The organism is Nocardia goodfellowii (assembly GCF_017875645.1).
GTDB lineage: Bacteria > Actinomycetota > Actinomycetes > Mycobacteriales > Mycobacteriaceae > Nocardia > Nocardia goodfellowii.
In genome coordinates this window covers 1,898,775-1,921,918 of sequence record NZ_JAGGMR010000001.1, presented here as the reverse complement: position 1 = coordinate 1,921,918, position 23,144 = coordinate 1,898,775, and the positions used below count along the sequence as shown (strand labels likewise).

Below are 23,144 nucleotides of genomic sequence, written 5' to 3'. Positions count from 1 at the left end.
GATTGCGGTGTTCCCCGCACCGCTGTCTCAGTTGGTACTGAGAAGAAAGGCTAGCGGTCCCAGCGTGACGAAGATGCCCACAACCACGGCGATCACCGTGCTCAGGATGTCGTCGGTGCGGCGCAGAATACGCACCAGCGCCACCAGCCCGAGGATCACGATCATCGCCAGCGCCAGCGCGACCCACGGAAGCATCTCCCACATGCGCTCGAAACCCTTGAACAGCAACATTCCCGCGATCGCCGCACCGGTGCTCTGGCTGCCCAGGATGACCCACTGGCGGCGGTTCGCGTCGTGTTCGGTGCGCCGCGACGATCGGGACGCACGGGCCGCGAGACCACCGGTGTGCTCCGCGTCGTCCTCGTCGTCCTCGTTGTCCCTCTCGGCTCCCCGGCGGAAGAGCCGGTCCCGCCCGGCGGCCAGGCGCGCGGCGAAACCGCCGGTGTGCTCGTCGTCTTCGTCGTCCTCGTCGAAGTCGTCGTGCACATCGGTGTAGCCGTCATCGAGGTCGAACTCGCGTTCGGCCTTGCGCTTGGCACGGCCACGCCGCCCCCGGCCGGCGTTCTCGCGCTCGGCCTCGCGCCGTTCGGCGCGCTCGACCCCGTCGCGCAGCAGGTCGCCGGCCACCGTGGAACCCGAGACCAGCTGTTGGTCCTGGCTGGCCAGCGACCACGCGGACGTCGGGATGCCACCGGATTCCGGTGCGTCGTCCGAAGCCGGTTTGCGTCTGCGCGCCGACCAGGCCGGCAGGCCGCTGTCCCGGCGCGCGGCGCGGCGCTGCTCAGGCGGCGCGGGGAGCGGAGTCAGCGGCAGGGGCGCGGAATCCTCGTCCCGCGGCGACCAGCCACCGGTGTCGACATCCTCGCCGTTCGGCGACCAGCCACCGGTGTCGACATCCTCGGCGTTCGGGGACCAGCCACCGGTATCCACCTCGTCGTTCTGCGGCGACCAGGCGCCGGTGTCCACCTCCTCGGCCTGCGCACGGCGACGGGCCGCGCGGCCGTTGCGCGCGGGCGGCGGTTGCGGATGAGACGTTTCCGCGTCGTGCAGGGGCGGACCGACATCGGTCGCGTCGTCGGGATCGGCGCGCCTGCGGCGGCGGCCGGTGCGACCGGACCCCACCGGCGGCAGCGGATCGGCGGCCGGCGAATCGGGGGGCAGGTAGGCGTAGGGATCCGGGGCTCGGCCGTACGGGTCGAGGGTTTGGCCGGCCGGATCGGGGGCTTGGCCATAACGACCGGATGCCTGGCCCAACGGATCTGATGCCTGGCCATAACGATCGGAGACTTGGCCGGACGACGCAGGTCCTTGGCCGTAACGACCGGATGCCCCGCCGGACGGATCAGGACTTTGGCCGTAACGATCGGAGACTTGGCCGGACGACGCAGGTCCTTGGCCGTAACGACCGGATGCCGCGCCGGACGGATCAGGTCCTTGGCCGTACGGATCAGGCGCTTGGCCGTACGGATCGGGCGCTTGACCATACGGATTCGGTGCCCGGCCGTACGGATCGGGCGCTTGGCCATACGAATCCGGTGCTTGACCATACGAATCCGGCGCTTGGCCATACGGACCGGGCGCGGGAGCATGCGGATCGGGCTGGCGGTAGGGATTCGGGGCGGGGGCGTACGGATCCGGGGCCTGTTGATACGGGTTCGGGGCGTACGGGTCGGGGTCGGCGGGCGCGCTGTGCCGGGAGGTCGAGGCGGGCGGAGTTTCCCGGCCCGGCATGCCCGGGTCGGCGCGGCCGGGCGCGGGGTACTCGGGCACCGGGGGCTGGTAGTCCGGAGCCTGGTATTCGGCCGACGGCGGCTGGTACCGGCCGATCGGATCGCCGATATCCCCCAGCGGGTCATAGCGCGCGATCGGCCCCGACATCGGCGAATAATTCGGCAGCTCCGGCTCGGGGACCGGCGGACTGTAGGAAACCGGTTCCGGCGCAACGGGATCGAACTGGGGCGGTTCGTAGGCGGCGGGTGCGTAAGGCGCGGGGTCGTAGGCCGGTGGCTCGAAGGGCGCGGGTTCGTAGGGTGCTTCGTACGCGGCCGGTTCGGGCGTCTCGGGCTCGGGATCGGGGGCGGCGTGACTGCCTCGGCCGCCGACCACCGGGATGTCACCGCTGAGCTCGGCTACGGAGATCCCGCGGCCGCCGCGCCGGCGCCGGCCACCGCCGCCGGAACCGGAGCTGCCCTGGCCGTTGCGCGCGAGCAGTTCCGCGACGGATAGCTGTTTGGATTCATCAGTCATGACGACACCACTTCGGTCGAATCCGGCGCCGCGAACGGACCGGGCAGCACGGCACCGCCCGCCGATGGCAGGTGCGTCGCCTTGGGTCCGCCGTTCATATCGGTATCCAGTTTGCGCAGGATGAGTCCTTCCCGCAGCGCCCACGGACAAATCTCGAGTGATTCCAGCGATAGTGCACGCATACTCGCCTCCGCGACCAATGCGCCAGCCACCAATTGCCGTGACCGATCGGAACTTACGCCTTCCAATTCTGCACGGTCCGCGGCCGTCATCCGCGAGATGAACGCGATCAGTTGCCGCAGACCTGAAGCGGTGAGTGTACGACGCACGCGCAGTCCCGCGGCAGAGGGTGCCGCTCCGGTCAGCCTGGCCAGGGAGCGGAAAGTCTTGGAGGTGCCGACCGCGAGATCCGGCTTACCGACTTCGAGCAGCTGTTTCGAGGGCGCGACCAGTTCGGCCTCGAGCCAATCTCGCAGCACCGCGATGCGGCGCTTGCCCGGCGGGTCTTCGCGCAGCCAATCCCTGGTCAGACGACCGGCGCCGAGTTGCAGCGAAAGCGAGACATCGGGCGCCTCGTCGCCGCCGTTGCTCATTTCCAGGGACCCGCCGCCGATATCCAGGTTCAAGATCCGGCCGGCGCTCCAGCCGTACCAGCGGCGCACCGCCAGGAACGTGAGCCGGGCCTCGTCCACACCGGACAGGACTTGCAGATCGACGCCGGTTTCGGTCCGGACCCGGGCCAGCACCTCTTCGGAGTTGGTGGCTTCGCGCAGCGCGGAGGTGGCGAACGGCATCAGCTCGACACACCCGGATGTCTCGGCGATGCTGGCGAATTCGGCCACAGTGGCGATCAGGCGCCCAGCCCCCTGGACGGTGATCCGGCCCGCGTCGTCGATGTTCTCCGACAGGCGCAACGTCGCCTTCGTCGAGCTCATGGGCATGGGGTGGCCACCACGGTGCGCGTCCACCACCAGCAGGTGGACGGTATTGGATCCCACATCGAGCACACCGAGCCGCACATGAACACGGTACTGGGTTCGCCCACGCCGTGAGCTCAGCGCCCGCAGACGGCGGCTGAGCGCGACCGCGCGCTGCGGATCGAGCGGTGTGATGCAGTACTGCGCTACAGCGGGGGCACCGGGCCTGTTAGCGTTTCGAGGTGTGACGGAAGGTGCATCCGCTAACGCTTCCCTACAGCCTCGACCAGTGGGAAAAATGGATCCCAGCCCGGAGGTCGATCTCGATTTCCCGCGCGAGTGGATCGAATTCGTCGACCCAGCAAACGATGAGCACTTGATCGCGGCGGACCTGACCTGGCTGCTGTCGCGGTGGACGTGCGTCTTCGGGACCCCGGCTTGTCAGGGCATCATCGCCGAGCGCCCGAACGACGGCTGCTGTTCCCACGGCGCCTTCCTCTCCGATGACGACGACCAGCAGCGATTGAAGTCGGCTGTGAAACTGCTCACACCCGCCGACTGGCAGCTGATGGGCGAGGCCACCAATGCCGGCGGCAAGGTCACCAAGAAGGGCTATCTCGAACTCGACGAACTCGAGGACGAGCCCGCCCTGCGCACTCGGCGCTTCGACGGCGCCTGCATCTTCCTGAACCGTCCCGGCTTCGCGGGCGGCGTGGGCTGCTCGCTGCACACCATGGCGCTGCGCCGCGGCCTGGAGCCGCACACGGTGAAACCCGATGTCTGCTGGCAACTGCCGATCCGGCGCACCCAGGAGTGGGTGGACCGGCCCGACGGTGTGCAGATCCTGCGCACCGCGATCACCGAATACGACCGCCGCGGTTGGGGTTCCGGCGGGGAGGACCTGGACTGGTACTGCTCGGGTTCGCCGGACGCGCATGTGGGCAGCAAGCCGGTGTGGCAGTCCTACGCACCGGAGCTGAAGGAGTTGCTGGGCGAACCGGCGTACGCCGAGCTGGCCCGGCACTGCAAGCGGCGTCAGGGGCTCGGGCTGGTCGCGGTCCATCCGGCCACGGTGCACGCACGGCGGCACGCCGAACCGGTCTGACCTGGTTCGCGGGCGCACCGGGCAGCAGCTCAGGAATCGGTTAATAATTCCCGCGGCCACCTGCTCGCCATGCGGGCTTCACCTGTTTGCGGTTGGATGGCTGACCATGAAGAAAGCGTTCGCACTCGCCACCCTTGCCCTCGGCACGACCCTCTCGCTGACCGGCGTCGCGCACGCGGAACCGAACGGTGATCCGGCCAAGTACGCCGATTTCACCGCGGAATTCGTGCCGGCCAACACCCCTGCCGCCCTGGAGGCCAGCAAGCAGGGCAAGCACCTGATCATGAGCCCCTACGGCACCAGCCGCACGATCGCCTGCCGCGGCAACAACGCCGACGTGCCGATCTACGAGTGCATGCAGGAAGACGACCTGGGCTGGATCAGCCTGCGGGTGATCGAGGTGCCGGGCGTCGGTCCGACCTGGACCTACCTGCCGTAGCAGGGGAAGGTCCTTCGCTCCGCCCCGAAGCGCGGAGCGAAGGACCTTGCGTCACGCCTCGAGTTTGTAGCCCAGCCCGCGCACGGTGACCAGGTGCTCCGGCTTGGCCGGATCCGCTTCGATCTTCGACCGCAGCCGCTTGACGTGCACATCCAGCGTCTTGGTGTCGCCGACGTAGTCGGCGCCCCAGACGCGGTCGATCAGCTGGCCGCGGGTCAGCACCCGGCCGGAGTTGCGCAGCAGATATTCCAGCAGGTCGAATTCCTTGAGCGGCAAGGTGACCGGCTTGCCGTTGACCAGCACCGTGTGCCGATCCACGTCCATCCGGACCGGTCCCGCCTCCAGCACGCCGGTCTCGCTGCCGCTGTCGAGTTCGTCACCCGCGCCGCGGCGCAGCACCGCGCGGATGCGCGCGATCAGTTCCCGCGCCGAGTACGGCTTGGTGACGTAGTCGTCGGCGCCCAGTTCCAGGCCGACCACCTTGTCGATCTCGCTGTCGCGGGCGGTCACCATGATGACCGGCACGCCGCTGCGAGTACGCAGCTGCTTGCACACGTCGGTGCCGCTCATGCCGGGCAGCATCAGGTCCAGCAGCACGATATCGGCGCCGGAGCGGTCGAATTCGGCGAGCGCGGACGGCCCGTCGCCGACCACGGTGACCTCGAAGCCTTCCTTGCGCAGCAGGAACGCGAGCGGATCGGCCAGCGACTCCTCATCCTCGACGATCAGAACACTCGTCATCTGCGTGCCTCCACACCATTGGGTCGGCCCGGCCCTGTGGGACGCGGGCTGATTTCTCTCGTGCTCACCTCGGGCTCTTCGTCGCCGTCGGTCTCGAGGTGAGCGGGGATACGCAAGGTGAACGTCGAACCGGTGCCCAGCTTGCTCCACAGGGTGATCTCACCGTTGTGGTTGGCGGCCACGTGCTTGACGATAGCCAGCCCGAGCCCGGTACCGCCGGTGGCGCGCGAGCGCGCCTTGTCCGAGCGGAAGAATCGCTCGAACACCCGCTCCTGGTCTTCCTTGGCGATGCCGATACCGCGGTCGGTGACCGCCATCGCGACATGTTCGCCGCGCAGCGACCGGCTCACCGAGACGTGCGAACCGCGCGGTGAGTAGTTGATCGCGTTCTCGACCAGGTTGGACAGGGCGGTGACGAGCAAGGTCTCGTCGCCCAGCACTTCCAGCCCACTCGGCCGGTCGGTGCTGACGGTGATGCCGGCGGCTTCCGCGGCGGTGCGGGAGCGGTCGACCGCCTGCATCACCACGGTGTCGACGTCGACCACCTCGAGTTCGGGCAGCTTCTCCGCACCCTGCAAGCGGGAGAGCGCGATCAGCTCGGTGACCATCTTGCCGAGGCGGCGGGATTCACCCAGCACGCGTTCGCCGAAGTGGCGCACGGCTTCCGGATCGTCGGCGGATTCCAGCATGGCTTCGGCCAGCAGGCTCATCGCGCCGACGGGAGTCTTGAGTTCGTGACTGACGTTCGCTACGAAGTCGCGGCGGGTCGCCTCCATGCGCGCCTGCTCGGAATCGTCGTCGGCGAACAGCACCGTGAAGCTGGTCTCCTCGGGCGAGAGCGGGCGAGCCACGCCGCGCACCGCGATCCGGCTGCGGCCGGGAATCGGATGCTTGGCGGTCAGGTCGAATTCCGCGTCCTCGCCGGTGGCCAGAACCTTCTCCACGGCGGCCCAGGCGCGTTCGTCGAGCAGGCGGTTGCGGACCAGGCCGAGTTCCTCGGCGCGCGGGTTCACCAGGACCACGTCGCGGAATTCGTCCACGACCGCGATCCCGCTCTCCGAGGCCAGCACGATCAGGTCCAAGACCTGCGACATGGTCAGGCCGGATTCGGCCTGCCGCCGAGCGGCTTGGCGGGCATTCACGTACGGAATCAGTAGCCCGCCGACTGCCAGGCCCACGACAGCCGCGAGGACTGCCAGCAATACGGCCTGCGGAACACTCACAACTTGAATCGTACGGTCGCCGGACGGCTACCCCACCCGGGGTGCATGAAGTTTCCCCCAGGTCATGGCCTCTTCCAGGGGCGTTTGCTGCCTGTTCACGCGCTGTTTCACCGGGACGTCGTGGAGCGTGTCGAGGGCGTGTCGCGGGCCTTCCCCACGCGGATGAGAGCAGGGTCACGCCGCGGCGCGGCGGGTCGCCGTCAGAACTCGTCGTCGGTCCCGGCCAGGGCGGCACTCGCTGCCCGGCCGTGCCTGTGCACCCATTCGCCGAGCGCGAAGATCGGAATCAACAGATCGCGCCCGGCGTCGGTGAGTTCGTACTCCACCCGCGGCGGGGCTTCGGCGAAGCGGCGGCGCTCGACCAGGGTGAGCTGTTCCATCCGGCGCAGGGTCTGGGTGAGCATCTTCTGACTGATGCCGCCGATGGCGGTGCGCAACTCGCCGGGACGCATCGGGCCGTGGCGCAACGTGTACGCGATGACCGGTAGCCAGGAGTTGCCGAGAATGTCGACGCCGATCCGCACCGGGCAGTCGGAGATGTAGTCGACCGGCGGGAATTCGACCTCTTCGGCGGTGATCGGCGCGGAGAGCACGGCTGTCATGCCACCAGCTTGCCATCGGCGATCGGCACCTCGGGGTGCCTATCGAATTCCCTAGCGTCGGTGCCGGATTCATCCACAGTTATCACCTGCTAGGAGCTGGATATGCGAATCGGAATCATCGGCGCGGGAAATATGGCGCGCGCGCTGGGCGGCGGGTGGGTCGCCGCCGGGCACGAGGTTGTGGTCGGAGCGCGGGATCGCGCCGCGGCGGCGGAATCGGCCGGTGCGATCGGTGCGCGCGACGGGAGTATCGCGGACGCGGCGGGATTCGGGGAGGTGATTCTGCTCGCGCTGCCCGTCGCCGCGCTGGACGAGGTGCTGCGGGCCAATGCCGAGGCGCTCGGCGGGCGCACCCTCGTCGACTGCACGAACGCCTTCGCGCCGGACTTCGCGAACCCGCACGGGCCGACCACCTTCCCGCTGTCGGAAGACGCTGTGGCCGAACGCATCTCGGCAACGGTGCCGGCGGCGGACGTAGTCAAGGCCTTCAATCTGCTCGCGGCGGAGGTTTTTCAGGGACCCGAACGCTCCTTCGAGGGCCGGACGCTGACTGTCCCGCTGTGCGGCGACAACCCCGCCGCGGTCGGGCAGGTGGCCGGACTGGTCGAAGACCTGAAGCTGCGTCCGGTCCATGCGGGTGGCCTGGCACGGGCCAGGTACCTCGAAGCGACCTCGAACTTCATCGTCGGACTCTGGTTCGGCGGTCACGATGTCCGAGCCATGTTCCCGCCGCTGGAGTCGGCGTTCGCCGTCGAGGACTGATTTCATCGACGCGGGCCGGCCCGTCGCCCCGGCGTGCTTGTGACACACCGGGACGACGGTGTCGGGCCGGCTGCCGGTATGGGACTACCAGCCCGGGTTGCCCTGGATCGGCAGGTTGACGTAGCTCGGCCGGTTCGGGTCGAGCAGCAGATGCTGCGGGCGCACACCAGTTTCGAGCAGCAGCGGCATCGGCGGCAGTCCCTTGGGGAAGTTCCCGGCGTAGACGTCGACGCGCAGGCGATGACCCGGCTGCAGCACGGCGTTGACTCCGGGGATCGAGATATCGAGCTGGGTCGGCTCGCCCGGCACCGTCGGCCGTCTGGTGTCGAGGGACAGGTCGGGCACCGGATTGGTGTAGTCACCGTTCGGCAGGCGGGTGCTCTTGGATTCGTCGACAGCCCGCAGCGAGGCCATCAGCTGACCCGAGGACAGCACCGTCGACCGGCCGTCCGGCGCGACATCGTTCACCGTCGCCACCCAATACCCGTCGGTGGCGTCCTGAACGGTGTTGAGGTGCACCGCGATTGCCCCGGAGATGGTGGTGGCCTCGGCGACCGGCGCACTGGTGAAGGTGAGGCCGCCGAGCTCCTGGATACGGGAATCGTCCCCGCAGGCCATGATGATCGCGGGTATGCCGATGAGTTCTTGGGCGGCATCCCGTGAGCACAAGCCGGTGAGTCCCGGCGTGACCGAAACGCGGTCGAGAGTCGGGCTCGGCGCGGCGAACAGCGACCCGTCGTGCACGCTGGTGGCGGTGCCGCTGCGCGCTGCCGACAGATACATCCGCCGGTAGGTCGAAACGGGTTGCTGGAAAGCCTTTTCGGTAATCCAGCCGCCACCCTCCTGCTTCATCGTCACCGGACCGTACTGGTCGATGCCGTTGTCGATGCCCTTGAGCCACTTGTCGAACCAGGCGCGCTGCAACACATCCATGCGCGGCGGCAAGCCCGGCCGACCGGATTCGTTGCCGTTGCTGATGTGGTAGCCGTCGCCCATGAGCAGCTGTTTCTGCCCGGGCGGCAACGGGATTCGACGATAGACGTCGGTCTGGGAGTTGACGAACACGTCGTGCCAGCCGCCGGTGAGGAAGGTCGGCACCTGGATCTGGGCGATGTCGGTCTCCCACGCCTGCCGCACCGGACTGTCGGCCTCGAGCAGTTCCCGTGCCCGCGGGTCGAGTTCCTCGATCCGCGGCGCGGTCATCACGTTGAGGAACACGTCGACGAAGGTGAACGGATCACGCAGCCGGTCCATCAGCCACTTCATATCGAATTGCCCGCGGAACACCGAGGCCAGGTCGGGCACCAGTTTGCCGCCGTTCACCGCGGCCAGCCACATCGGCATGAAGGTCACGCCGACCGCACCGCCCGGCGCCACCAGGTCGCGAAACGGGTTGCCGCTGGGCACAACCGGGAAGATCGCTCGCAACGCGGGCGGGCGCTGAGCCGCGACCTGCAACTGGTTCAAACCCGAGTAGGAGACACCGTTCATCCCGATCTGCCCGGTGGACCAGGGCTGCCGGGCGGCCCACTCGATCACCTCGACACTGTCCTGTTGTTCCCGGTACCGCAACAGATCCCAGGTGCCCTGCGAGAACCCGGTGCCGCGGACATCGACGACGACCTGGGTGTACCCGCCTCGGATCAACTGCCGGTCCACCGTGAAGTTGCGCAGCAGACCTCCGCCGAGCGCCTTGGTCAGATCGGTGACGCCCTCGAAAGGCGTTCCGGCCAAATCGATATCGCGCGAGAGCTGCAATACCGCCTCCGACACCCAGGGAATCGACATCGCGCTGTCGGCGATCATCGACCCCAGCTTGGTGTAGGGCGTCATGTTCACGATGGTCGGCGTCGGCTCCGCGATCGGGCGGCCCGCGGCGTCGGCCGGATGGTAGACGTTCCCTTTCAGCACGGTGCCGTCACTCATGGTGATCGACACGTCCCATTCGATGAACACATTCGGATACGGCTGCGGGCCGTTCTCGGTGGCGGCCCACAGCGCACCGGCCGCACCGCCGTCGGGTCCGATCGGAGTCGGAGCCGCCGACACATTCGAGGTCAGCAGGGGGGTCAGCAGGGCGGCTGCGCACAACAGCACCGCACCGCGCAGGACAGATCGCATCGTCGTCGAGGCTCTCTTTCTTAGGGAACATCCGCTCTCTAATTAGAGACCATCGTGCGACCGCGCAGACCGGAACGGCTGAATACCTCGGGTTTTCGTGCCACCGCACAATCCGGCGCAGCACAGTGCACCAAGCCGACACCACACAGCGAAAAGGCGCCTGTGCTCGAATGTTCGAGCACAGGCGCCTTTTTCAGCGTTCGCGGCGAGTGATCACCAGCCCGGCTTACCCCGCACCGGGATATTCACGAAGCTCGGCCGGTTCGGGTCCAGCTGCACGTGCTGCGGCTTCAGACCCGTGTCGACCAGCATCGGCAGCACCGGCAGGCCCTTCGGGAAGTTACCGGCGAACACATCCACCCGCAGGCGGTGTCCCGGTTTCAGGACCGCCTCGGTCGCGGGCAGCGCGATGTCCAGCGTGACCGCCTCGCCCGGCACCGTCGGCTGACGGCGATCCAGTGAGGTGAACGGACGCGGATCGGTGTAGTCGCCGTTGGCCGACCGGGCGCTGTTCGCGTCGTCGATCTCCCGCATGGAGGCCATGAGCTGACCCGAGGACAACACGGTCGACTGGCCGTCCGGGGCGACATCGTTCACCGTGACGACCCAGTAGCCGTCGGCGGCGTCGTGAACGGTGTTGAGCCGCACCGCGATCGGACCCGAGATGGCAGTCTCCTCGGCAACCGGCGCGCTGGTGAAGGTCAGGCCGTTGAGTTCGGCGACCCGGGAATCCTTCGCGCAGCCGTCGATGACCGAGAGGGCGCCCGCACTACCCTGCGCCGCGTCGTTGGAGCACAGGGTGGTGAGGCCCGGAGCGACGGTGAGTCGCTGGGTATCGGAATTCGCCGTGGCGGTGAGGGATCCGTCGTGCAGCGACTGGGCGGTGCCACTGTTCGCCGCGGACAGGTACATCCGGCGATGCGCGGACTCGACCTCGGCCTCGCGACTGGAGGCCGAACCGAAGCCGAAACCGTTGGTGGTGATCCAGCCGCCGCCCTGCTGGCGCAGCGTCACCGGGCCGTAGGTGTCGATGCCGTTGTCGATGCCTTTGAGCCACTTGTCGAACCAGGCGCGCTGCAGCACGTCCAGGCGCGGGGGCAGGCCCGGCTTGCCGTATTCGTTGCCGGAGTTGATGTGGTAGGTGTTGCCCATCAGCAGCTGCTTCTGACCCGGCGGCAACGGAATCTGCTCGTAGATCTTGGATTCCGAGTAGGTGAACAGGTCGTGCCAGCCACCTGTCACGAAGGTCGGCACCTTGATCTTGGCCGGATCGCTCCACCAGTCTTCGCGGCGGCCTTCGGAATCGGTGAGCAGCGCCTTGGCGCGCGGATCCAGATCCTCCATCCGGGTGCTGGTGTAGACGTTGAGCAGCACGTCCATGAAGGTCATCGGGTCGGCCGCGCGGTCGGCGAGCCACTTGGTGTCGAACTGGCCGTTCACGATCGAGGCCACGTCCGGCACCCACTTCAGGCCGTTGATCGCGGCCAGCCACAGCGGGATGAAGTTGAAGCCGAAGCCGGTGCCCGGGGCCAGCACGTCCTGAACCAGGTCGCTGCCCGGCACCACGGGGAAGATCGCCTTCAATGCCGGCGGGTTCTGCTGGGCGGCCTGCACCTGGTTGATGCCCGAGTAGGAGATGCCGTTCATGCCGACCTTGCCGTCGGACCACGGCTGCCGGGACGCCCAGTCGATGACCTCAAGGGTGTCCTGCTGTTCGCGCTGGCGCAGCATGTCCCAGGTGCCCTGAGAGAAGCCGGTGCCGCGCACGTCGACCACGAGCCAGCTGTAGCCGCTCTTGATCATCTGCCGGTCGACGGCGAAATTGCGGAGTTCGCCGCCGCCGAACGCCTTGGTCAGATCGGTGACGCCGGACAACGGGGTACCGGACATATCGATCTGGCGGAACAGGGCGAGCAGCGCGTCGGACAGCCCGGGGACCGACAGCGCGCTGTCACCCAGGTTCGACACCAGCTTGGTGTAGGGGGTCAGGTTGACGATGGTCGGCGTCTGGGTGTCGATCGGCCGCCCGGCCGCGTCGGCGGGCCGGTACAGATTGCCCTTCAGGACCGTGCCGTCGCTCATGGTGATCGGCACATCCCACTGGATGTTGACGTGGGGGTACTGCTGTGGCCCGTCTTCGGTGGCCGTCCAGGCGGCACCGGCGGCGCCACCATCCGGCCCCGTGGACGTGGGCGCGGCATGCGCCGCGGCGCCGGTGCTGAGGAAAGGAAGGAGCACAGCGGTGGCAACCGACGCCACCGTGGCCCGCAACGCGTACTTCATCGAACGTGATCCACCTCTCGGACTGATCGAACGGCGGAAGCATACCGAACCTACTCGTCGGTAAGGACATCAGGTCTTCCGAAAATAGCGTGAATACCAGTTCACATACGCGCTACCACTGAGAATAACCCCTGCGTATCGCCCTGAATGACGCGCCCCATGCGGCAGAATCTCGGCTTACCGTAACCGCTCGTACGCGCCGCGCGTCAACCGCCGCCGCTGCGGCCGTTCAGCCGTGGAAAAGCGATGCGCCGTGGTCGACGGATCGACCACGGCGCACGGAGGTGGGACGGGGACTATTTGCCGCCCTGGTTGGCGACAGCGGCAGCGCCCGCCGCGGCGGCTTCCGGGTCCAGGTACACGGCGGGGCGCACCGGGCGGAGGTTTTCGTCGAGCTCGTAGACGAGGGGAATGCCGGTGGGGATGTTGAGGCCGGCGATATCGTCGTCCGAGATCTGATCGAGGTGTTTGACCAGGGCGCGCAGCGAATTGCCGTGCGCGGCGACCAGAACGGTCTTGCCGGTCAGCAGTTCCTTGGAGATGGTGGACTCCCAGTACGGGACCATGCGCTTGACGACGTCGAGCAGGCACTCGGTCTCGGGGACCTCGATGCCGCTGTAGCGCGCGTCGCCCTCCTGGCTGTACTCGTTGTCCGCGGCGATCGGCGGCGGCGGGGTGTCGTAGCTGCGGCGCCACAGCATGAACTGCTCGTCGCCGTACTGCTCCTTGACCTGAGCCTTGTTCTTACCCTGCAGGTCGCCGTAGTGGCGTTCGTTCAGGCGCCAGTCGCGGACCACCGGGATCCAGTGCCGGTCGGCGGCGTCGAGCGCGTTGTTGGCGGTGCTGATCGCGCGGCGCAGCAGCGAGGTGAACACGATGTCCGGCAGCACACCCTGGTCGGCCATCAGCTGGCCGGCGCGCTTGCCCTCGGCGATGCCCTTGTCGGTCAGGTGCACGTCCACCCAGCCGGTGAACAGGTTCAAGGCATTCCATTCGCTCTCGCCGTGGCGCAGCAGCACGAGGGTGTACGTCATGGGGCCATTCTGGCAGGCCATTTCAAGCAGGCGCGGACAGGGCGGTGAGCAGGCCGGCGCCGATCAGGGTGGCGCGGTCCTGCAATTCCGAGGGCACCACCTTCAAGTCCTTGAGGAATCCGATGCGGGCGTGCGCGCCCAGCGACTCCTGCATGGGCCGCCACAGCGGCTCGCCCGCCTGCGCGAAACCGCCGCCGACGACCACCAGGTCGATGTCCAGCAAGGCCGCCGCCGAGGAAATCGCCTGTCCCAGTGCGATACCCGCGCGGCGCAGCGCCGCCTTGGCGATGCGGTCGCCGTGCTGCGCGTCCTCGGCCAATTCGAGGCCGGTGGTGCCGGTCCAGCCGCGGCCCTGCGCCCAGCGCACCGAAGACGGCCCGCTCGCAACGGCTTCCACACAGCCCACTCCCCCGCACGCGCACGGGTCCATCGAGCCGGGGACCACGATGTGACCGATATGACCCGCGTTGCCGGTGTGCCCGACCGCGACCATGCCGCCCACGATCACGCCACCACCGATACCGGAGGACACCGTCATGGCCAGAGCGTCCGGCGTCTGCCGGGCCGCGCCGAAATGCCGTTCGGCCAGCGCCAGGCACACGCCGTCGATGGCGAAACGGACCGAGGCGGACGGGAACAGATCCTTCACCGCGGGAACGATGGGAAAGCCGTTCGACCACTCGGGAATGTTGAGCGGCGACAGGGAACCGGACGGCGCGTCCACCGGACCGGCCGTGCCGATACCGATGATCGGCACGTCGTCGTCTCCGGCCACGGACAGCAGTAACTCCTGGCACGCCTCCCACACCCCGGCCGACGGCACCTGGATCCGGCCGACCTCCTGGGTCATCCCGTCGGCTCCGACAACACCCACGGCGATCTTCGTCGCCCCGATATCCAGCGCGAGAATGGTCATCAGGCCCCCACTTCCGACAGCAGCACCGAAGCCGCCGCGGTCGCGGCGGCCCGATGGATCATATTGGGCGCGGGGCTACTTGTCGGAGGCGTCCACCAAATGTTCGAAGGCACGCAGGTTCTTCAGCGACTCACCGCGCGAGACCCGCCATTTCCATTCCTTACGAATGGATTCCGCGAACCCCAGCTCCAGCAGCACATTGAAGTCGCCGTCGACGGCCTCGAGGATCTGCCCGAACACCCGGTCGAGTTCGTCCGCGGTCACCGCGTGCGTGGCGATCCGGCCGACGAGGTAGATGTCGCCGACCCGGTCCAGCGTGTAGGCCACGGCGTAGAGGCGGCGGTTGCGGCGCAGTAGGAACTTGTAGACGCCTTCGAAGTTCTCGTCCGGTTTGCGGCAGACGAACGATTCGATGCGCACACCGTGCTTGCCGACGGTCAGCATCACCGTCGTCTTCAGTTTGCGCTCGCCCGGCAGGATCACCACGAAAACGTCTTCGCCGGTGCGGCTGTATTCGATTTCGCGGTCACGCAGCGTCTCGTCGATCAGCTGCGCGGTGGCTTGCACCGACATGGGCGTCGTACTCCTGTCGTCGTGGACCTTCGCTGTCGAATGCCCGAAATGCCCGGCTGAATCCGCGTTAGATGAACGCGGTCCGCGCGCGATCACCAGGGACACCGTAGAGCCCGTTGAGCAGTACCTCGTGACCTTCCCGGTGCGCGAGGGCGGCGTGGAAGTCGCCCAGCGCGGCCGAGTAGCTGGCGAGCAGCCCGTCCGCGGTGTGTTCCCAGGAGAAGTTCCGGGCATGGCCTACCGCGCCGGCGCTCATCCGGCGCAGTCGATCCGGGTCGTCGAGCAGGGATCCGAGGGCGGCCGCCCAGTCCGGGATGTAGTGACCGGGCACCAGCAGGCCGGTTTCGCCGTGCCGCACGGCGGTGCCGAGACCGCCGACGTCGGCGGCGAGCACGGGGGTGCCGCTGGCCTGCGCCTCGATCGCGACCAGGCCGAAGGATTCGTTGTGACTGGGCACCGCGACGAGATCCGCGGCCCGGTACACCTGGACCAGGCGGTCCGGCGGCTGCGGCGGCAGGAAGGTGACGTGCTCGCTGACACCGAGGTCGGCGGCCAGGCGGATCAGGGAATCGGGCCGCTCCAGCCCGGTGCCGGAGGGTCCGCCGACGATCAGCACCCGCAGGTTGCGGTGCGGGTCGGCGTCGAGCAACACGGCGGCGGCGCGAATCAGCACATCCGGGGCCTTGAGCGGCTGGATCCGTCCGACGAACGCGACGATCTGCTCGTCGGGCCGTAAACCCAGTTCGGCGCGGGCGGCGAGTTTGTCGCCCGGCTGATATCTGCCGAGGTCGGCGCCGGGCGGGACGATATCGATGTGCCGCGCTTCCGCGCCGTACAGCTCGACCAGCTGGCGGGCCTCTTCGGCGGTGTTGGCGACCAGCCGGTCCGCCTCGCCGACGATCTGCTTCTCGCCGATCTCCCGGGTGGCGGGTTCGGGGCAGTCGCCCTCGGCGAGCGCGCGGTTCTTCACGGCGGCCAAGGTGTGCGCGGTGTGCACCAGCGGCACCCGCCAGCGGTCGCGCGCCAGCCAGCCGACCTGTCCGGAGAGCCAGTAATGCGAGTGCACCAGGTCGTAATAGCCGGGTAGGTGCCGCGCTTCCTGGCGCAGCACCTCGGCGGTGAAGGGGCACAGCTGAGTCGGCAGGTCGTGCTTGTCCAGGCCCTCGAACGGGCCCGCCACCACGTTGCGCACCAGCACACCGGGCGCCGCCTCCTGCACGGGCGGGACGTTGGAGGAGATCGCGCGAGTGAAGATCTCCACTTCGATACCGCGCCGGGCCAGTTGCCGGGCGGTTTGCAGGACGTAGACGTTCATCCCGCCCGCGTCACCCGTGCCCGGCTGGGCAAGTGGTGAGGTGTGCACCGACAACACGGCGATCCGATTCGGCCGTAGGTCCGGGCGTTGACTCACATATCCATAGTGCACGGTGCATCACCGACCCAGACGGCCCGGAACGGGGCAAGTGACTGCGATCACATGATTTTTGTGAGCACAGTCACCCTGCTCAGGGTGCTGGATTCGAATGTATGTGCTATTAGACGATTCGGCTATCGATTCCGGTCGGCGAGGCCGCCGATGAAGTCGGTCACCTCGGCGACGAAGCGGGGGCGGTCCTCGATGAACAAGCCGTGCTGAGCGCCCTCCCAGGCAGAGAGGCGAGCGTTCGGAACCGCCTCGGCGATGTAGCGCCCGTTGGCGATCGGCACCACCGGGTCGGCGGTGCCGTGCTGGACCAGCACCGGAATGTCCAGGGCGCGAAGGGTTTCGGTGTTGTCGACGGTACGGACGAACAGCGCCTTGCGGACGGCCGGCGGCGTGGCCAGGCTCGCGCCGAACAGACGCTGAGCATCGCCGCCCTTGTCCGCGCCGGGTCCGGTGTTGGCGTTGCCGAAAGCAGCGAACGCCCGGGTGGCGCGGCCCGCGCTCTCTTCGAAGACGCCGGGGATCGCGGCATTCATCGCCGGGCCGGTCTCCGCGCCGGGCGCGCGGCCGATATTGGCCATCGAGCCGGTGTAGACAACCCCGGCCACCGCGCCGGTGCCGTAAGCGGTCAGGTAGTCGCTGATCACGATGCCGCCGTAGGACCAGCCGAGCAGCACCGCGTCCCGGTCGATACCTTCGGCGGCCAGCACCGCGGCTATGTCGGCGGCCCAGTTCTTCGGATCGTCGTAACCGGCGGACGGGACGTCGGAGTAACCGTGACCACGCAGATCGAGGGCGATCACCCGGTAGCGCTCGGCCAGCTCGTCGGCGGCGGCACCCCAGCACCGCAGGTTGGCCGACCAGCCGTGCACCAGGACCAGCGGCCGCGCGTCGGCGGACCCGCGCACCCGATAGACGATGGTGGTTCCGTCCGCGCTGACCGCTTCCCGTATAGCCATGCTCGACAGGCTAACGGGCGCCCATTCCGGGCAAACAGGGCAGCACGCGAACACCGTGATCCAGGCGACATCGGGCGGCTCGGCAAACAGCCGGCACCTAGGATCGGTGGTCATGAGCAAGCGCAGCGCGGTAGTTACCGGGGCTAGTTCGGGCATCGGTGCGGCCACCGCCCGGCAGCTCGCCGAGCAGGGGTATCACGTCTATGTCGGGGCACGGCGGCTCGATCGGCTGCGGCGGCTCGCCGACGAGATTGGTGGGACCGCACTGGAACTCGACGTCACCTCCGACGAGTCGGTGCAGGCGTTCTGCGACGCGGTGCCCGAGGTCGCGGTGCTGGTCAACAATGCCGGTGGCGCGAAAGGCCTGGCCACCGTGGCCGAAGCCGATCTCGACGAGTGGCGCTGGATGTGGGAGACCAATGTGCTCGGCACGTTGCGGATCACCAAGGGGCTGCTGCCGAAGTTGATCGACTCCGGCGACGGGCTGATCGTCACCATCACCTCGGTGGCGGCGTTGCAGCACTACGACAACGGTTCCGGATACACCTCCGCCAAACACGCGCAGGGAGTACTACATCGGACACTGCGCGGCGAGCTGCTCGGAAAGCCGGTGCGGCTCACCGAGATCGCGCCCGGTGCGGTGGAGACCGAGTTCTCCCTCGTGCGATTCGACGGCGACGAGGAGCGGGCGGCGAAGGTGTACGAGGGCATCGATCCGCTGGTGGCGGCGGACATCGCGGAAATCGTCGGGTTCGTGGCCTCGCGGCCCGCGCACGTGAACCTGGATCAGATCATCGTGCGGCCGCGGGATCAGGGCTCCGAGCCCGGCCGCTTCGCGCGCCGCGGCTGAACCGGAAATCCCGCGCACGGTCTCGGCAGACCGTGGCATCGGCTCACCGCGGCGCGGCGGGCGCGACCGGGGTCGCCGAAATCTGGGCGGGCTTGCCGTTGTTCTGCGCCGCGGACATCGTCTTCCACTGCTCCCACGAGATGGTCCAGTCGTAGATGTCCCCGTCGGCGGCCGACAGCGGGATCGAGGTGCCGGTGACCTCGACCGGGTCGCCGTAGAGCGCGGTCACGAAGTATTCGTGCGCGTTGTCGGTCGAGAGGTTGATGCACCCGTTGGTGACATTCGAATTGCCCTGGGCGGCGGATGATTCCGGGTTGGCGTGGATGAACTCGCCGTTGTTGGAGATCCGCACGGCCCAGCGCTCGTCGATGTCGGTGTAGAACGGCGGGTTCGACATCTTCACCAGTTCGTGCTTCTCGCTGACCACATGGATGCCGGAGCGGGTCACGTTGCGCGGCTCGTTGCCCTCGCCGTAGCTGGCCGGGAAGTCCATTACGACCTGCCCGTCGCGGACCACCTGCATGCGGTGGCTGGGGGCGTTGGCTTTCACGATCTGGCTGCGGCCGATGGTGAAGTCGGAGGTGAGATCGGAGTCGCCGTAGACACCGCCGCCCAGGTCGAGTCCGTAGAGCTTGGCCGCGACGTGCACGGTGGTGCCGGGCTGCCAGTAGTTCTTCGGCCGCCAGTGCAGGCGGGAGCCGCCGCTGTCGTCGGGGAACCAGGCCCACGCGCCTTCGGTCTGCGGGTTGGTGGTGACGGTGATGGCCTTCTCCACCTCGGCTTTGTTCGAGATGTGGCCCTTGAACTGCAAGATGATCGGCGCGCCGATGCCGACCTCCTGGCCGTCGGCGATCTGGAAGGTCGCCCCGGCGGTCGCCTTCGGCGCCACCGTGCGGAAGCCGCCCTCGATCGGGACCGGCTGGTTGTCGGCGCCGCGGGCGGTGCCGGACCAGGTGTAGGCGGCGGCGTAGCCGAGCGGCTCGGTGATCCGGTAGCTGCGCTTGTCCGGGCTGAATTCGCCCTTGACCTGCTTGCCGTTGGCGTTGGTCAGTGCGGCCTGGTCGAGCACGCCGTTGCTGACGCTGACCGAGACCGGTGCGGTCGGGTTCACGTCGTCCGAGTCGTCGCCGGGCGTGATCGTCACCTTCGCGACCGAGCCGCCCGCCTCGGCAGGTCCGCTCTCGTCCTTCGAGCAGCCGGCGACGAGAGCGACGACTAGGAGGAGGAGCAGCGACAGGACGCCGACCGGTCTGCGGATCACTGGACGGTTTTTCACTGCCTCGAATTTACCCGCCAGGGTTGATTCGATCGGCTGTCGAAGCGGTAGGATGCCCGGTTTGCCGGGTTACAGGGTGAGACCGACCGTCACCGGTTCCGGCTCCAAGTGGATACCGAAGCGGGCCTCCACTCCGTCCCGCACCGTGCGCGCCAGCCGCACCAGATCGCTCGCGGTGGCGGCACCCCGGTTCGTCAGGGCCAGCGTGTGTTTCGTGGACAGCCGAGCCGATGCTTCGGGGCCTGGAAATCCCTTCGCGAAACCCGCGCGCTCGATCAGCCAGCCCGCGGAGAATTTGACGCCGTCGGGCGCCGGGTAGGTCGGGATCGTGACATCGCCCACATGGGCGGTGATCAGGGCCCGGACCGCGTCTACGCGCGCGTGCGGCACCACCGGATTGGTGAAGAAGGAGCCCGCGCTCCAGGTGTCGTGATCGACCGGATCGAGCACCATGCCCTTGCCCGCGCGCAATCGCAGCACGGCCGCGCGAACCTCCGCCGCCGGCCGCGTGCCACCGTCGGTGACCTCCAGGATGGTGGCCAGTTCGCCGTAGCGCAGCGGCGCGCTGGTGCCGGACGGGTCGAGCGCGAAATCGACCGCGAGGACGACCGCGTGGTCGCTGTGCTTGAGCTTGCTGGTGCGGTAGCCGAAACCGAGGTCGGCGGGCTCGACCCAGTGGCTCGCACCGCTCGCCCGATCCAGCAGCCGCACCCGGCGCAGCAGGGTCGCGACCTCCACACCGTAGGCACCGACGTTCTGTACCGGGGTCGCGCCCGCGGAACCGGGGATGCCGGAAAGACATTCGAGCCCGCCGAAACCCGCCTCGATCGTCCGCGCTACGACACCGTCCCAGTTCGCGCCCGCCTCGGCGATCACCCCGTCGGCCCTGAGTTCGACGCCCGTGGTCGCGACCTTCACGACCACGCCGTCGAAACCGTCATCGCTGATCAGCAGATTGGAGCCGCCCGCGAGCAGCAGCACCGGAATGCCCTCGGCGTCGAGCGCGCGCACCGTCGCCGTCAGCGCCTTCTCCGACGCGCATTCGGCGACCAGGGCCGGGCCGCCGACCCGCAACGTCGTCAGGTCCGCGAGCCGCACCGATTCGCGCAATTCCGCGCCGGTTCCGGCCAGCAGCTCGCGCACGTCGTCCGATGAGGCCACCCGTGATGTTCGCACGCTCCAGACGGTATCCGATGGCGTCGCTCGCAACGGTCTCCGTGGTGGCGCTCCGCGCACCCATCCCGCCGCGTGCGCGGCCTACCGTCACCGTGCTACCTCCCCCGGCCGCCGAGCTCAGCGCCCGGTAGCGTGTTCGTCCATGGCTACACCCTTGGCGTACACGGCTCGCTACTCCCACCCGGCCGCAGCCGTCCGCGCGGCGTTCGCCGATGAGCAGTACTGGAAAGACCGCATCGCCGAGGTCGGTGGGGACAACGCGAAGCTGAATTCGTTCAGCGCCAACGGTGATCAGATCCGGGTCGACATGGTGCAGGCCATCGCCGCCGAGTTGCTGCCGCCCGCGATCACCGCGGTGCGCCCCGGCGATCTGATCATTCCGCGCGTGGAGAGCTGGACCGGCGAGTCCGCCACCTTCGAGGCGACGGTCGAGGGTGCGCCCGCCCAGGTCCGCGGCACCGTCACCCTGGCCGACGCGGGCGCCGGTTCGACCGCGACCGTGCAGGGCGATATCGAGGTGAAGGTTCCGCTGTTCGGCGGCAAGATCGAGAAGGCGATCCAGGAGCATCTGACCGAACTGCTGCAGTCCGAGGAAGAGTTCACCAACGCCTGGATCACCGCGCGCCAGGGCTGATCCGGACGGCCATGTGGTTCCGGCCAAAATGCGGACCGGGCCGATTGTGAGATGCGCGCCGAGCGACGGCCTGGCAATCGATCCCGGTAACGTGTCGGCACATGGCACGTCGATTGGACTACTCCGCTCGGTACCCGCTGCACACCACCAAAGAGCTCTACGAGGCGCTCTCGACTCGTGACTACTGGGAGGCGCGGGTCGCGGAAATGCGGAAGTACACGCCGGGTAACGAGGTCGTCAGCCTCGACGTGAGCGACGCGGGTATCGAGGTCGTGCTGCACCACACACTGCCGCGGGAGATGCTGCCCGAGATCGCGCAGGCCGTGATGCGCAAGGACATGATCATCACCCGCAAGGAGAGCTGGGGCCCGTACAACGGCGAGGAAACCCTCGGCAAGTTCTCGGCGTCCATCCCGGCCGGCCCCGGCAGCCTCGGTGGCGGAATTCGCTTGTTCCCCACCGAAACCGGCTGCACCATGCGGTTCTCGCCGGAGGCGAAGGTGTTCATTCCGATGGTCGGTCCGCGGCTGGAACAGTTGATGCTGGTGAACCTGGTCGACCTGTTCCGCGCCGAAGCCGAAGAGACGGTGAAGTGGCTGGAAGCTCGCAACCCCACCAGCTGAACAAACCACTCGGAACCATCACCCGGGGCACCACCGGCGTCAATCGGCTGCGGCGCAGCGATCGCTGGCTGGTCCACGACGAGGTGGTGACCGCGCGGCTGCTGGCCGCGCCGGATCCGCTGGTGGTCGACCTCGGTTACGGCGCCAGTCCGTGGACGACGCTGGAGCTGGCGGTCCGGCTGCGCACGGTGCGCCCGGACGTGCGGGTGGTCGGGCTGGAGATCGATCCGGAACGGGTCGTGCCCGGCCGCGAAGGTGTGACTTTCGCGCGCGGCGGCTTCGAATTGGCCGGGCTACGACCGGTTTTGGTGCGCGCGTTCAACGTGCTGCGGCAGTACCCGGAGTCCGCGGTGCCCGACGCCTGGGCGACGATCCGGTCCGGGCTGGCGCCGGACGGTCTGCTGGTCGACGGCACCTGCGACGAGTTGGGCCGCCGCTGTGCCTGGGTGCTGCTGGACCGTTCGGGGCCGCTGTCGCTGACCTTGGCGTGGGACCCGTTCACGGTGGACAAGCCCTCCGATCTCGCCGAGCGACTACCGAAAGCTCTGATCCACCGCAACATTCCCGGTGAACCCGTGCACGCGTTGCTCACCGCCGCGGATCGGGCCTGGGCCCGATCCGCCGCGCTGGCGCCGTTCGGCCCGCGGGTGCGCTGGCGACAAGCGTCGAAGTACTTGCGGGCGGAAGGTTTTCCGGTCCGCGAGTACCGGCGGCGGATGCGGGACTGCGTGCTGTCGGTGCCCTGGTCGGCGGTCGCGCCGACGGTCTATTCGAAGAATCGGTAGATGGCCTCGGCGACCACGGCGGGCCGTTCGGAACCCTCGAGTTCGATGACACCGTCGACGGTCACCTGCACGCCGCCCTTGGGCAGGTCCGCCACCTGCTTCAGCGTGGCCGAGAGCCGGACCCGGCCGGCCGCGGGCACCGGGCTGGTGAACCGAACCTTGTTGAGCCCGTAGTTGATCGCGGTCTCGACGGAGTCGACGCCGAGCAGTTCGTCCCACATCGGAATGATCAGCGACAGGCTCAGATAACCGTGCGCGACCGGCCCGCCGAACGGGCTTTCCCGGCGTGCCCGCTCGGGATCGACGTGAATCCACTGGTGGTCGCCGGTGGCATCGGCGAAGGTGTCGATCCGCTGCTGGGTAACTTCGATCCAGGAACTGGTGCCGAGGAACTGGCCTTCGAGGGCCTTCAGCGCGGCGAGATCCGGAACCCGGACAACAGTGCTGGTGGTCAT

At 68.2% G+C, this 23,144-nt stretch carries 22 protein-coding genes; 7 read left to right on the top strand and 15 right to left on the bottom strand.

Translation table 11 applies throughout. The features are described from left to right. Positions 1-27 precede the first annotated feature (27 nt). Entirely contained in the window at positions 28-2,247 is a 2,220-nt protein-coding gene (locus tag BJ987_RS37975; protein WP_307869546.1) for an Rv0497 family membrane protein, read from the bottom strand. Further along, positions 2,244-3,266 (bottom strand): Ppx/GppA family phosphatase, encoded by a 1,023-nt coding sequence (locus tag BJ987_RS08425; RefSeq protein ID WP_307869545.1) that lies wholly within the window; start codon positions 3,264-3,266, stop codon positions 2,244-2,246. Before BJ987_RS08425 ends, BJ987_RS37975 begins: the two co-directional genes overlap by 4 nt. Before the next feature lie 196 nt (positions 3,267-3,462). On the opposite strand from BJ987_RS08425, the gene BJ987_RS08420 reads away from it, so the two are divergent. Then, a complete protein-coding gene (locus BJ987_RS08420; protein WP_209898065.1) occupies positions 3,463-4,269 on the top strand; it encodes a DUF3109 family protein in 807 nt (268 codons plus the stop codon). A gap of 106 nt (positions 4,270-4,375) precedes the next feature. Continuing rightward, complete coding sequence (locus BJ987_RS08415; RefSeq protein ID WP_209886470.1) at positions 4,376-4,708, top strand: hypothetical protein; 333 nt, start codon at positions 4,376-4,378, stop codon at positions 4,706-4,708. Positions 4,709-4,759: 51 nt separating this feature from the next. Here the strand turns inward: BJ987_RS08415 and BJ987_RS08410 are convergent, their stop codons facing one another. The 3 genes from BJ987_RS08410 to BJ987_RS08400 form a co-directional block, all read right to left on the bottom strand. Then, positions 4,760-5,449, bottom strand: coding sequence for a winged helix-turn-helix domain-containing protein (locus tag BJ987_RS08410; RefSeq protein WP_194816147.1), 690 nt, complete (start codon positions 5,447-5,449; stop codon positions 4,760-4,762). Then, on the bottom strand, positions 5,446-6,672 hold the full coding sequence (locus BJ987_RS08405; RefSeq protein WP_209886467.1) for a sensor histidine kinase: 1,227 nt from the start codon (positions 6,670-6,672) through the stop codon (positions 5,446-5,448). The genes BJ987_RS08410 and BJ987_RS08405 overlap by 4 nt, the downstream gene beginning before the upstream one ends. A 200-nt stretch (positions 6,673-6,872) precedes the next feature. After that, a complete protein-coding gene (locus BJ987_RS08400) occupies positions 6,873-7,274 on the bottom strand; it encodes a winged helix-turn-helix transcriptional regulator (protein ID WP_209886464.1) in 402 nt (133 codons plus the stop codon). A gap of 102 nt (positions 7,275-7,376) precedes the next feature. Here BJ987_RS08400 and BJ987_RS08395 point away from each other — a divergent pair, with 102 nt between their 5' ends. Then, positions 7,377-8,036: an NADPH-dependent F420 reductase gene (locus tag BJ987_RS08395; RefSeq protein WP_209886461.1), complete on the top strand. Its 660-nt coding sequence runs from the start codon at positions 7,377-7,379 to the stop codon at positions 8,034-8,036. A gap of 84 nt (positions 8,037-8,120) precedes the next feature. Here the strand turns inward: BJ987_RS08395 and BJ987_RS08390 are convergent, their stop codons facing one another. The 7 genes from BJ987_RS08390 to BJ987_RS08360 all read right to left on the bottom strand — a co-directional run bounded on the left by BJ987_RS08390 (position 8,121) and on the right by BJ987_RS08360 (position 17,345). After that, complete coding sequence (locus BJ987_RS08390) at positions 8,121-10,157, bottom strand: CocE/NonD family hydrolase (protein WP_209886458.1); 2,037 nt, start codon at positions 10,155-10,157, stop codon at positions 8,121-8,123. Positions 10,158-10,370: 213 nt separating this feature from the next. Further along, positions 10,371-12,440, bottom strand: a complete 2,070-nt coding sequence (locus tag BJ987_RS08385; RefSeq protein WP_209886455.1) for a CocE/NonD family hydrolase — start codon at positions 12,438-12,440, stop codon at positions 10,371-10,373. 296 nt (positions 12,441-12,736) lie between these two features. After that, positions 12,737-13,474: a phosphoglyceromutase gene (locus BJ987_RS08380; RefSeq protein ID WP_209886453.1), complete on the bottom strand. Its 738-nt coding sequence runs from the start codon at positions 13,472-13,474 to the stop codon at positions 12,737-12,739. Between the two features lie 22 nt (positions 13,475-13,496). After that, the gene (locus BJ987_RS08375; protein WP_209886450.1) at positions 13,497-14,390 is read right to left on the bottom strand and encodes an ROK family protein; all 894 of its coding nucleotides are present in this window, start codon (positions 14,388-14,390) and stop codon (positions 13,497-13,499) included. 75 nt (positions 14,391-14,465) lie between these two features. After that, on the bottom strand, positions 14,466-14,963 hold the full coding sequence (locus BJ987_RS08370; RefSeq protein ID WP_209886447.1) for a type III secretion system chaperone family protein: 498 nt from the start codon (positions 14,961-14,963) through the stop codon (positions 14,466-14,468). A gap of 67 nt (positions 14,964-15,030) precedes the next feature. Beyond that, positions 15,031-16,374, bottom strand: a complete 1,344-nt coding sequence (gene mshA / locus BJ987_RS08365) for a D-inositol-3-phosphate glycosyltransferase (RefSeq protein ID WP_209886444.1) — start codon at positions 16,372-16,374, stop codon at positions 15,031-15,033. A 137-nt stretch (positions 16,375-16,511) separates the two neighbouring features. Further along, on the bottom strand, positions 16,512-17,345 hold the full coding sequence (locus tag BJ987_RS08360; RefSeq protein WP_209886441.1) for an alpha/beta fold hydrolase: 834 nt from the start codon (positions 17,343-17,345) through the stop codon (positions 16,512-16,514). Between the two features lie 112 nt (positions 17,346-17,457). Here BJ987_RS08360 and BJ987_RS08355 point away from each other — a divergent pair, with 112 nt between their 5' ends. Further along, entirely contained in the window at positions 17,458-18,195 is a 738-nt protein-coding gene (locus tag BJ987_RS08355) for an SDR family NAD(P)-dependent oxidoreductase (protein WP_209886438.1), read from the top strand. Between the two features lie 43 nt (positions 18,196-18,238). Here BJ987_RS08355 and BJ987_RS08350 read toward each other — a convergent pair whose 3' ends face one another. Together BJ987_RS08350 and BJ987_RS08345 are read right to left on the bottom strand one after the other, a co-directional pair. After that, positions 18,239-19,471, bottom strand: coding sequence for a L,D-transpeptidase (locus BJ987_RS08350; protein WP_307869544.1), 1,233 nt, complete (start codon positions 19,469-19,471; stop codon positions 18,239-18,241). 69 nt (positions 19,472-19,540) lie between these two features. Beyond that, positions 19,541-20,632, bottom strand: a complete 1,092-nt coding sequence (locus tag BJ987_RS08345; protein ID WP_209898061.1) for a UDP-N-acetylmuramate dehydrogenase — start codon at positions 20,630-20,632, stop codon at positions 19,541-19,543. A gap of 157 nt (positions 20,633-20,789) precedes the next feature. On the opposite strand from BJ987_RS08345, the gene BJ987_RS08340 reads away from it, so the two are divergent. The 3 genes from BJ987_RS08340 (at position 20,790) to BJ987_RS08330 (ending at position 22,689) form a co-directional block, all read left to right on the top strand. Next, a complete protein-coding gene (locus BJ987_RS08340; RefSeq protein ID WP_209886435.1) occupies positions 20,790-21,281 on the top strand; it encodes a DUF2505 domain-containing protein in 492 nt (163 codons plus the stop codon). 101 nt (positions 21,282-21,382) lie between these two features. Continuing rightward, a complete protein-coding gene (locus tag BJ987_RS08335; RefSeq protein ID WP_209886432.1) occupies positions 21,383-21,904 on the top strand; it encodes a DUF2505 domain-containing protein in 522 nt (173 codons plus the stop codon). Then, positions 21,874-22,689 carry a class I SAM-dependent methyltransferase gene (locus tag BJ987_RS08330; protein WP_307869542.1) on the top strand — a complete coding sequence of 272 codons (816 nt, stop codon included), beginning with the start codon at positions 21,874-21,876 and terminating at the stop codon, positions 22,687-22,689. The genes BJ987_RS08335 and BJ987_RS08330 overlap by 31 nt, the downstream gene beginning before the upstream one ends. Here the strand turns inward: BJ987_RS08330 and BJ987_RS08325 are convergent. After that, a complete protein-coding gene (locus BJ987_RS08325) occupies positions 22,671-23,144 on the bottom strand; it encodes a MaoC family dehydratase (protein WP_209886429.1) in 474 nt (157 codons plus the stop codon). The genes BJ987_RS08330 and BJ987_RS08325 overlap by 19 nt on opposite strands.

What these genes read in the sequence shown, in the direction of transcription:
- BJ987_RS37975 (WP_307869546.1), bottom strand. Translation starts at nt 2,247, where the DNA reads ATGACTGATGAATCCAAACAGCTATCCGTCGCGGAACTGCTCGCGCGC.
- BJ987_RS08420 (WP_209898065.1), top strand. Translation starts at nt 3,463, where the DNA reads ATGGATCCCAGCCCGGAGGTCGATCTCGATTTCCCGCGCGAGTGGATC.
- BJ987_RS08415 (WP_209886470.1), top strand. Translation starts at nt 4,376, where the DNA reads ATGAAGAAAGCGTTCGCACTCGCCACCCTTGCCCTCGGCACGACCCTC.
- BJ987_RS08410 (WP_194816147.1), bottom strand. Translation starts at nt 5,449, where the DNA reads ATGACGAGTGTTCTGATCGTCGAGGATGAGGAGTCGCTGGCCGATCCG.
- BJ987_RS08400 (WP_209886464.1), bottom strand. Translation starts at nt 7,274, where the DNA reads ATGACAGCCGTGCTCTCCGCGCCGATCACCGCCGAAGAGGTCGAATTC.
- BJ987_RS08395 (WP_209886461.1), top strand. Translation starts at nt 7,377, where the DNA reads ATGCGAATCGGAATCATCGGCGCGGGAAATATGGCGCGCGCGCTGGGC.
- BJ987_RS08390 (WP_209886458.1), bottom strand. Translation starts at nt 10,157, where the DNA reads ATGCGATCTGTCCTGCGCGGTGCGGTGCTGTTGTGCGCAGCCGCCCTG.
- BJ987_RS08385 (WP_209886455.1), bottom strand. Translation starts at nt 12,440, where the DNA reads ATGAAGTACGCGTTGCGGGCCACGGTGGCGTCGGTTGCCACCGCTGTG.
- BJ987_RS08380 (WP_209886453.1), bottom strand. Translation starts at nt 13,474, where the DNA reads ATGACGTACACCCTCGTGCTGCTGCGCCACGGCGAGAGCGAATGGAAT.
- BJ987_RS08375 (WP_209886450.1), bottom strand. Translation starts at nt 14,390, where the DNA reads ATGACCATTCTCGCGCTGGATATCGGGGCGACGAAGATCGCCGTGGGT.
- BJ987_RS08370 (WP_209886447.1), bottom strand. Translation starts at nt 14,963, where the DNA reads ATGTCGGTGCAAGCCACCGCGCAGCTGATCGACGAGACGCTGCGTGAC.
- BJ987_RS08360 (WP_209886441.1), bottom strand. Translation starts at nt 17,345, where the DNA reads ATGGCTATACGGGAAGCGGTCAGCGCGGACGGAACCACCATCGTCTAT.
- BJ987_RS08355 (WP_209886438.1), top strand. Translation starts at nt 17,458, where the DNA reads ATGAGCAAGCGCAGCGCGGTAGTTACCGGGGCTAGTTCGGGCATCGGT.
- BJ987_RS08340 (WP_209886435.1), top strand. Translation starts at nt 20,790, where the DNA reads ATGGCTACACCCTTGGCGTACACGGCTCGCTACTCCCACCCGGCCGCA.
- BJ987_RS08335 (WP_209886432.1), top strand. Translation starts at nt 21,383, where the DNA reads ATGGCACGTCGATTGGACTACTCCGCTCGGTACCCGCTGCACACCACC.
- BJ987_RS08325 (WP_209886429.1), bottom strand. Translation starts at nt 23,144, where the DNA reads ATGACCACCAGCACTGTTGTCCGGGTTCCGGATCTCGCCGCGCTGAAG.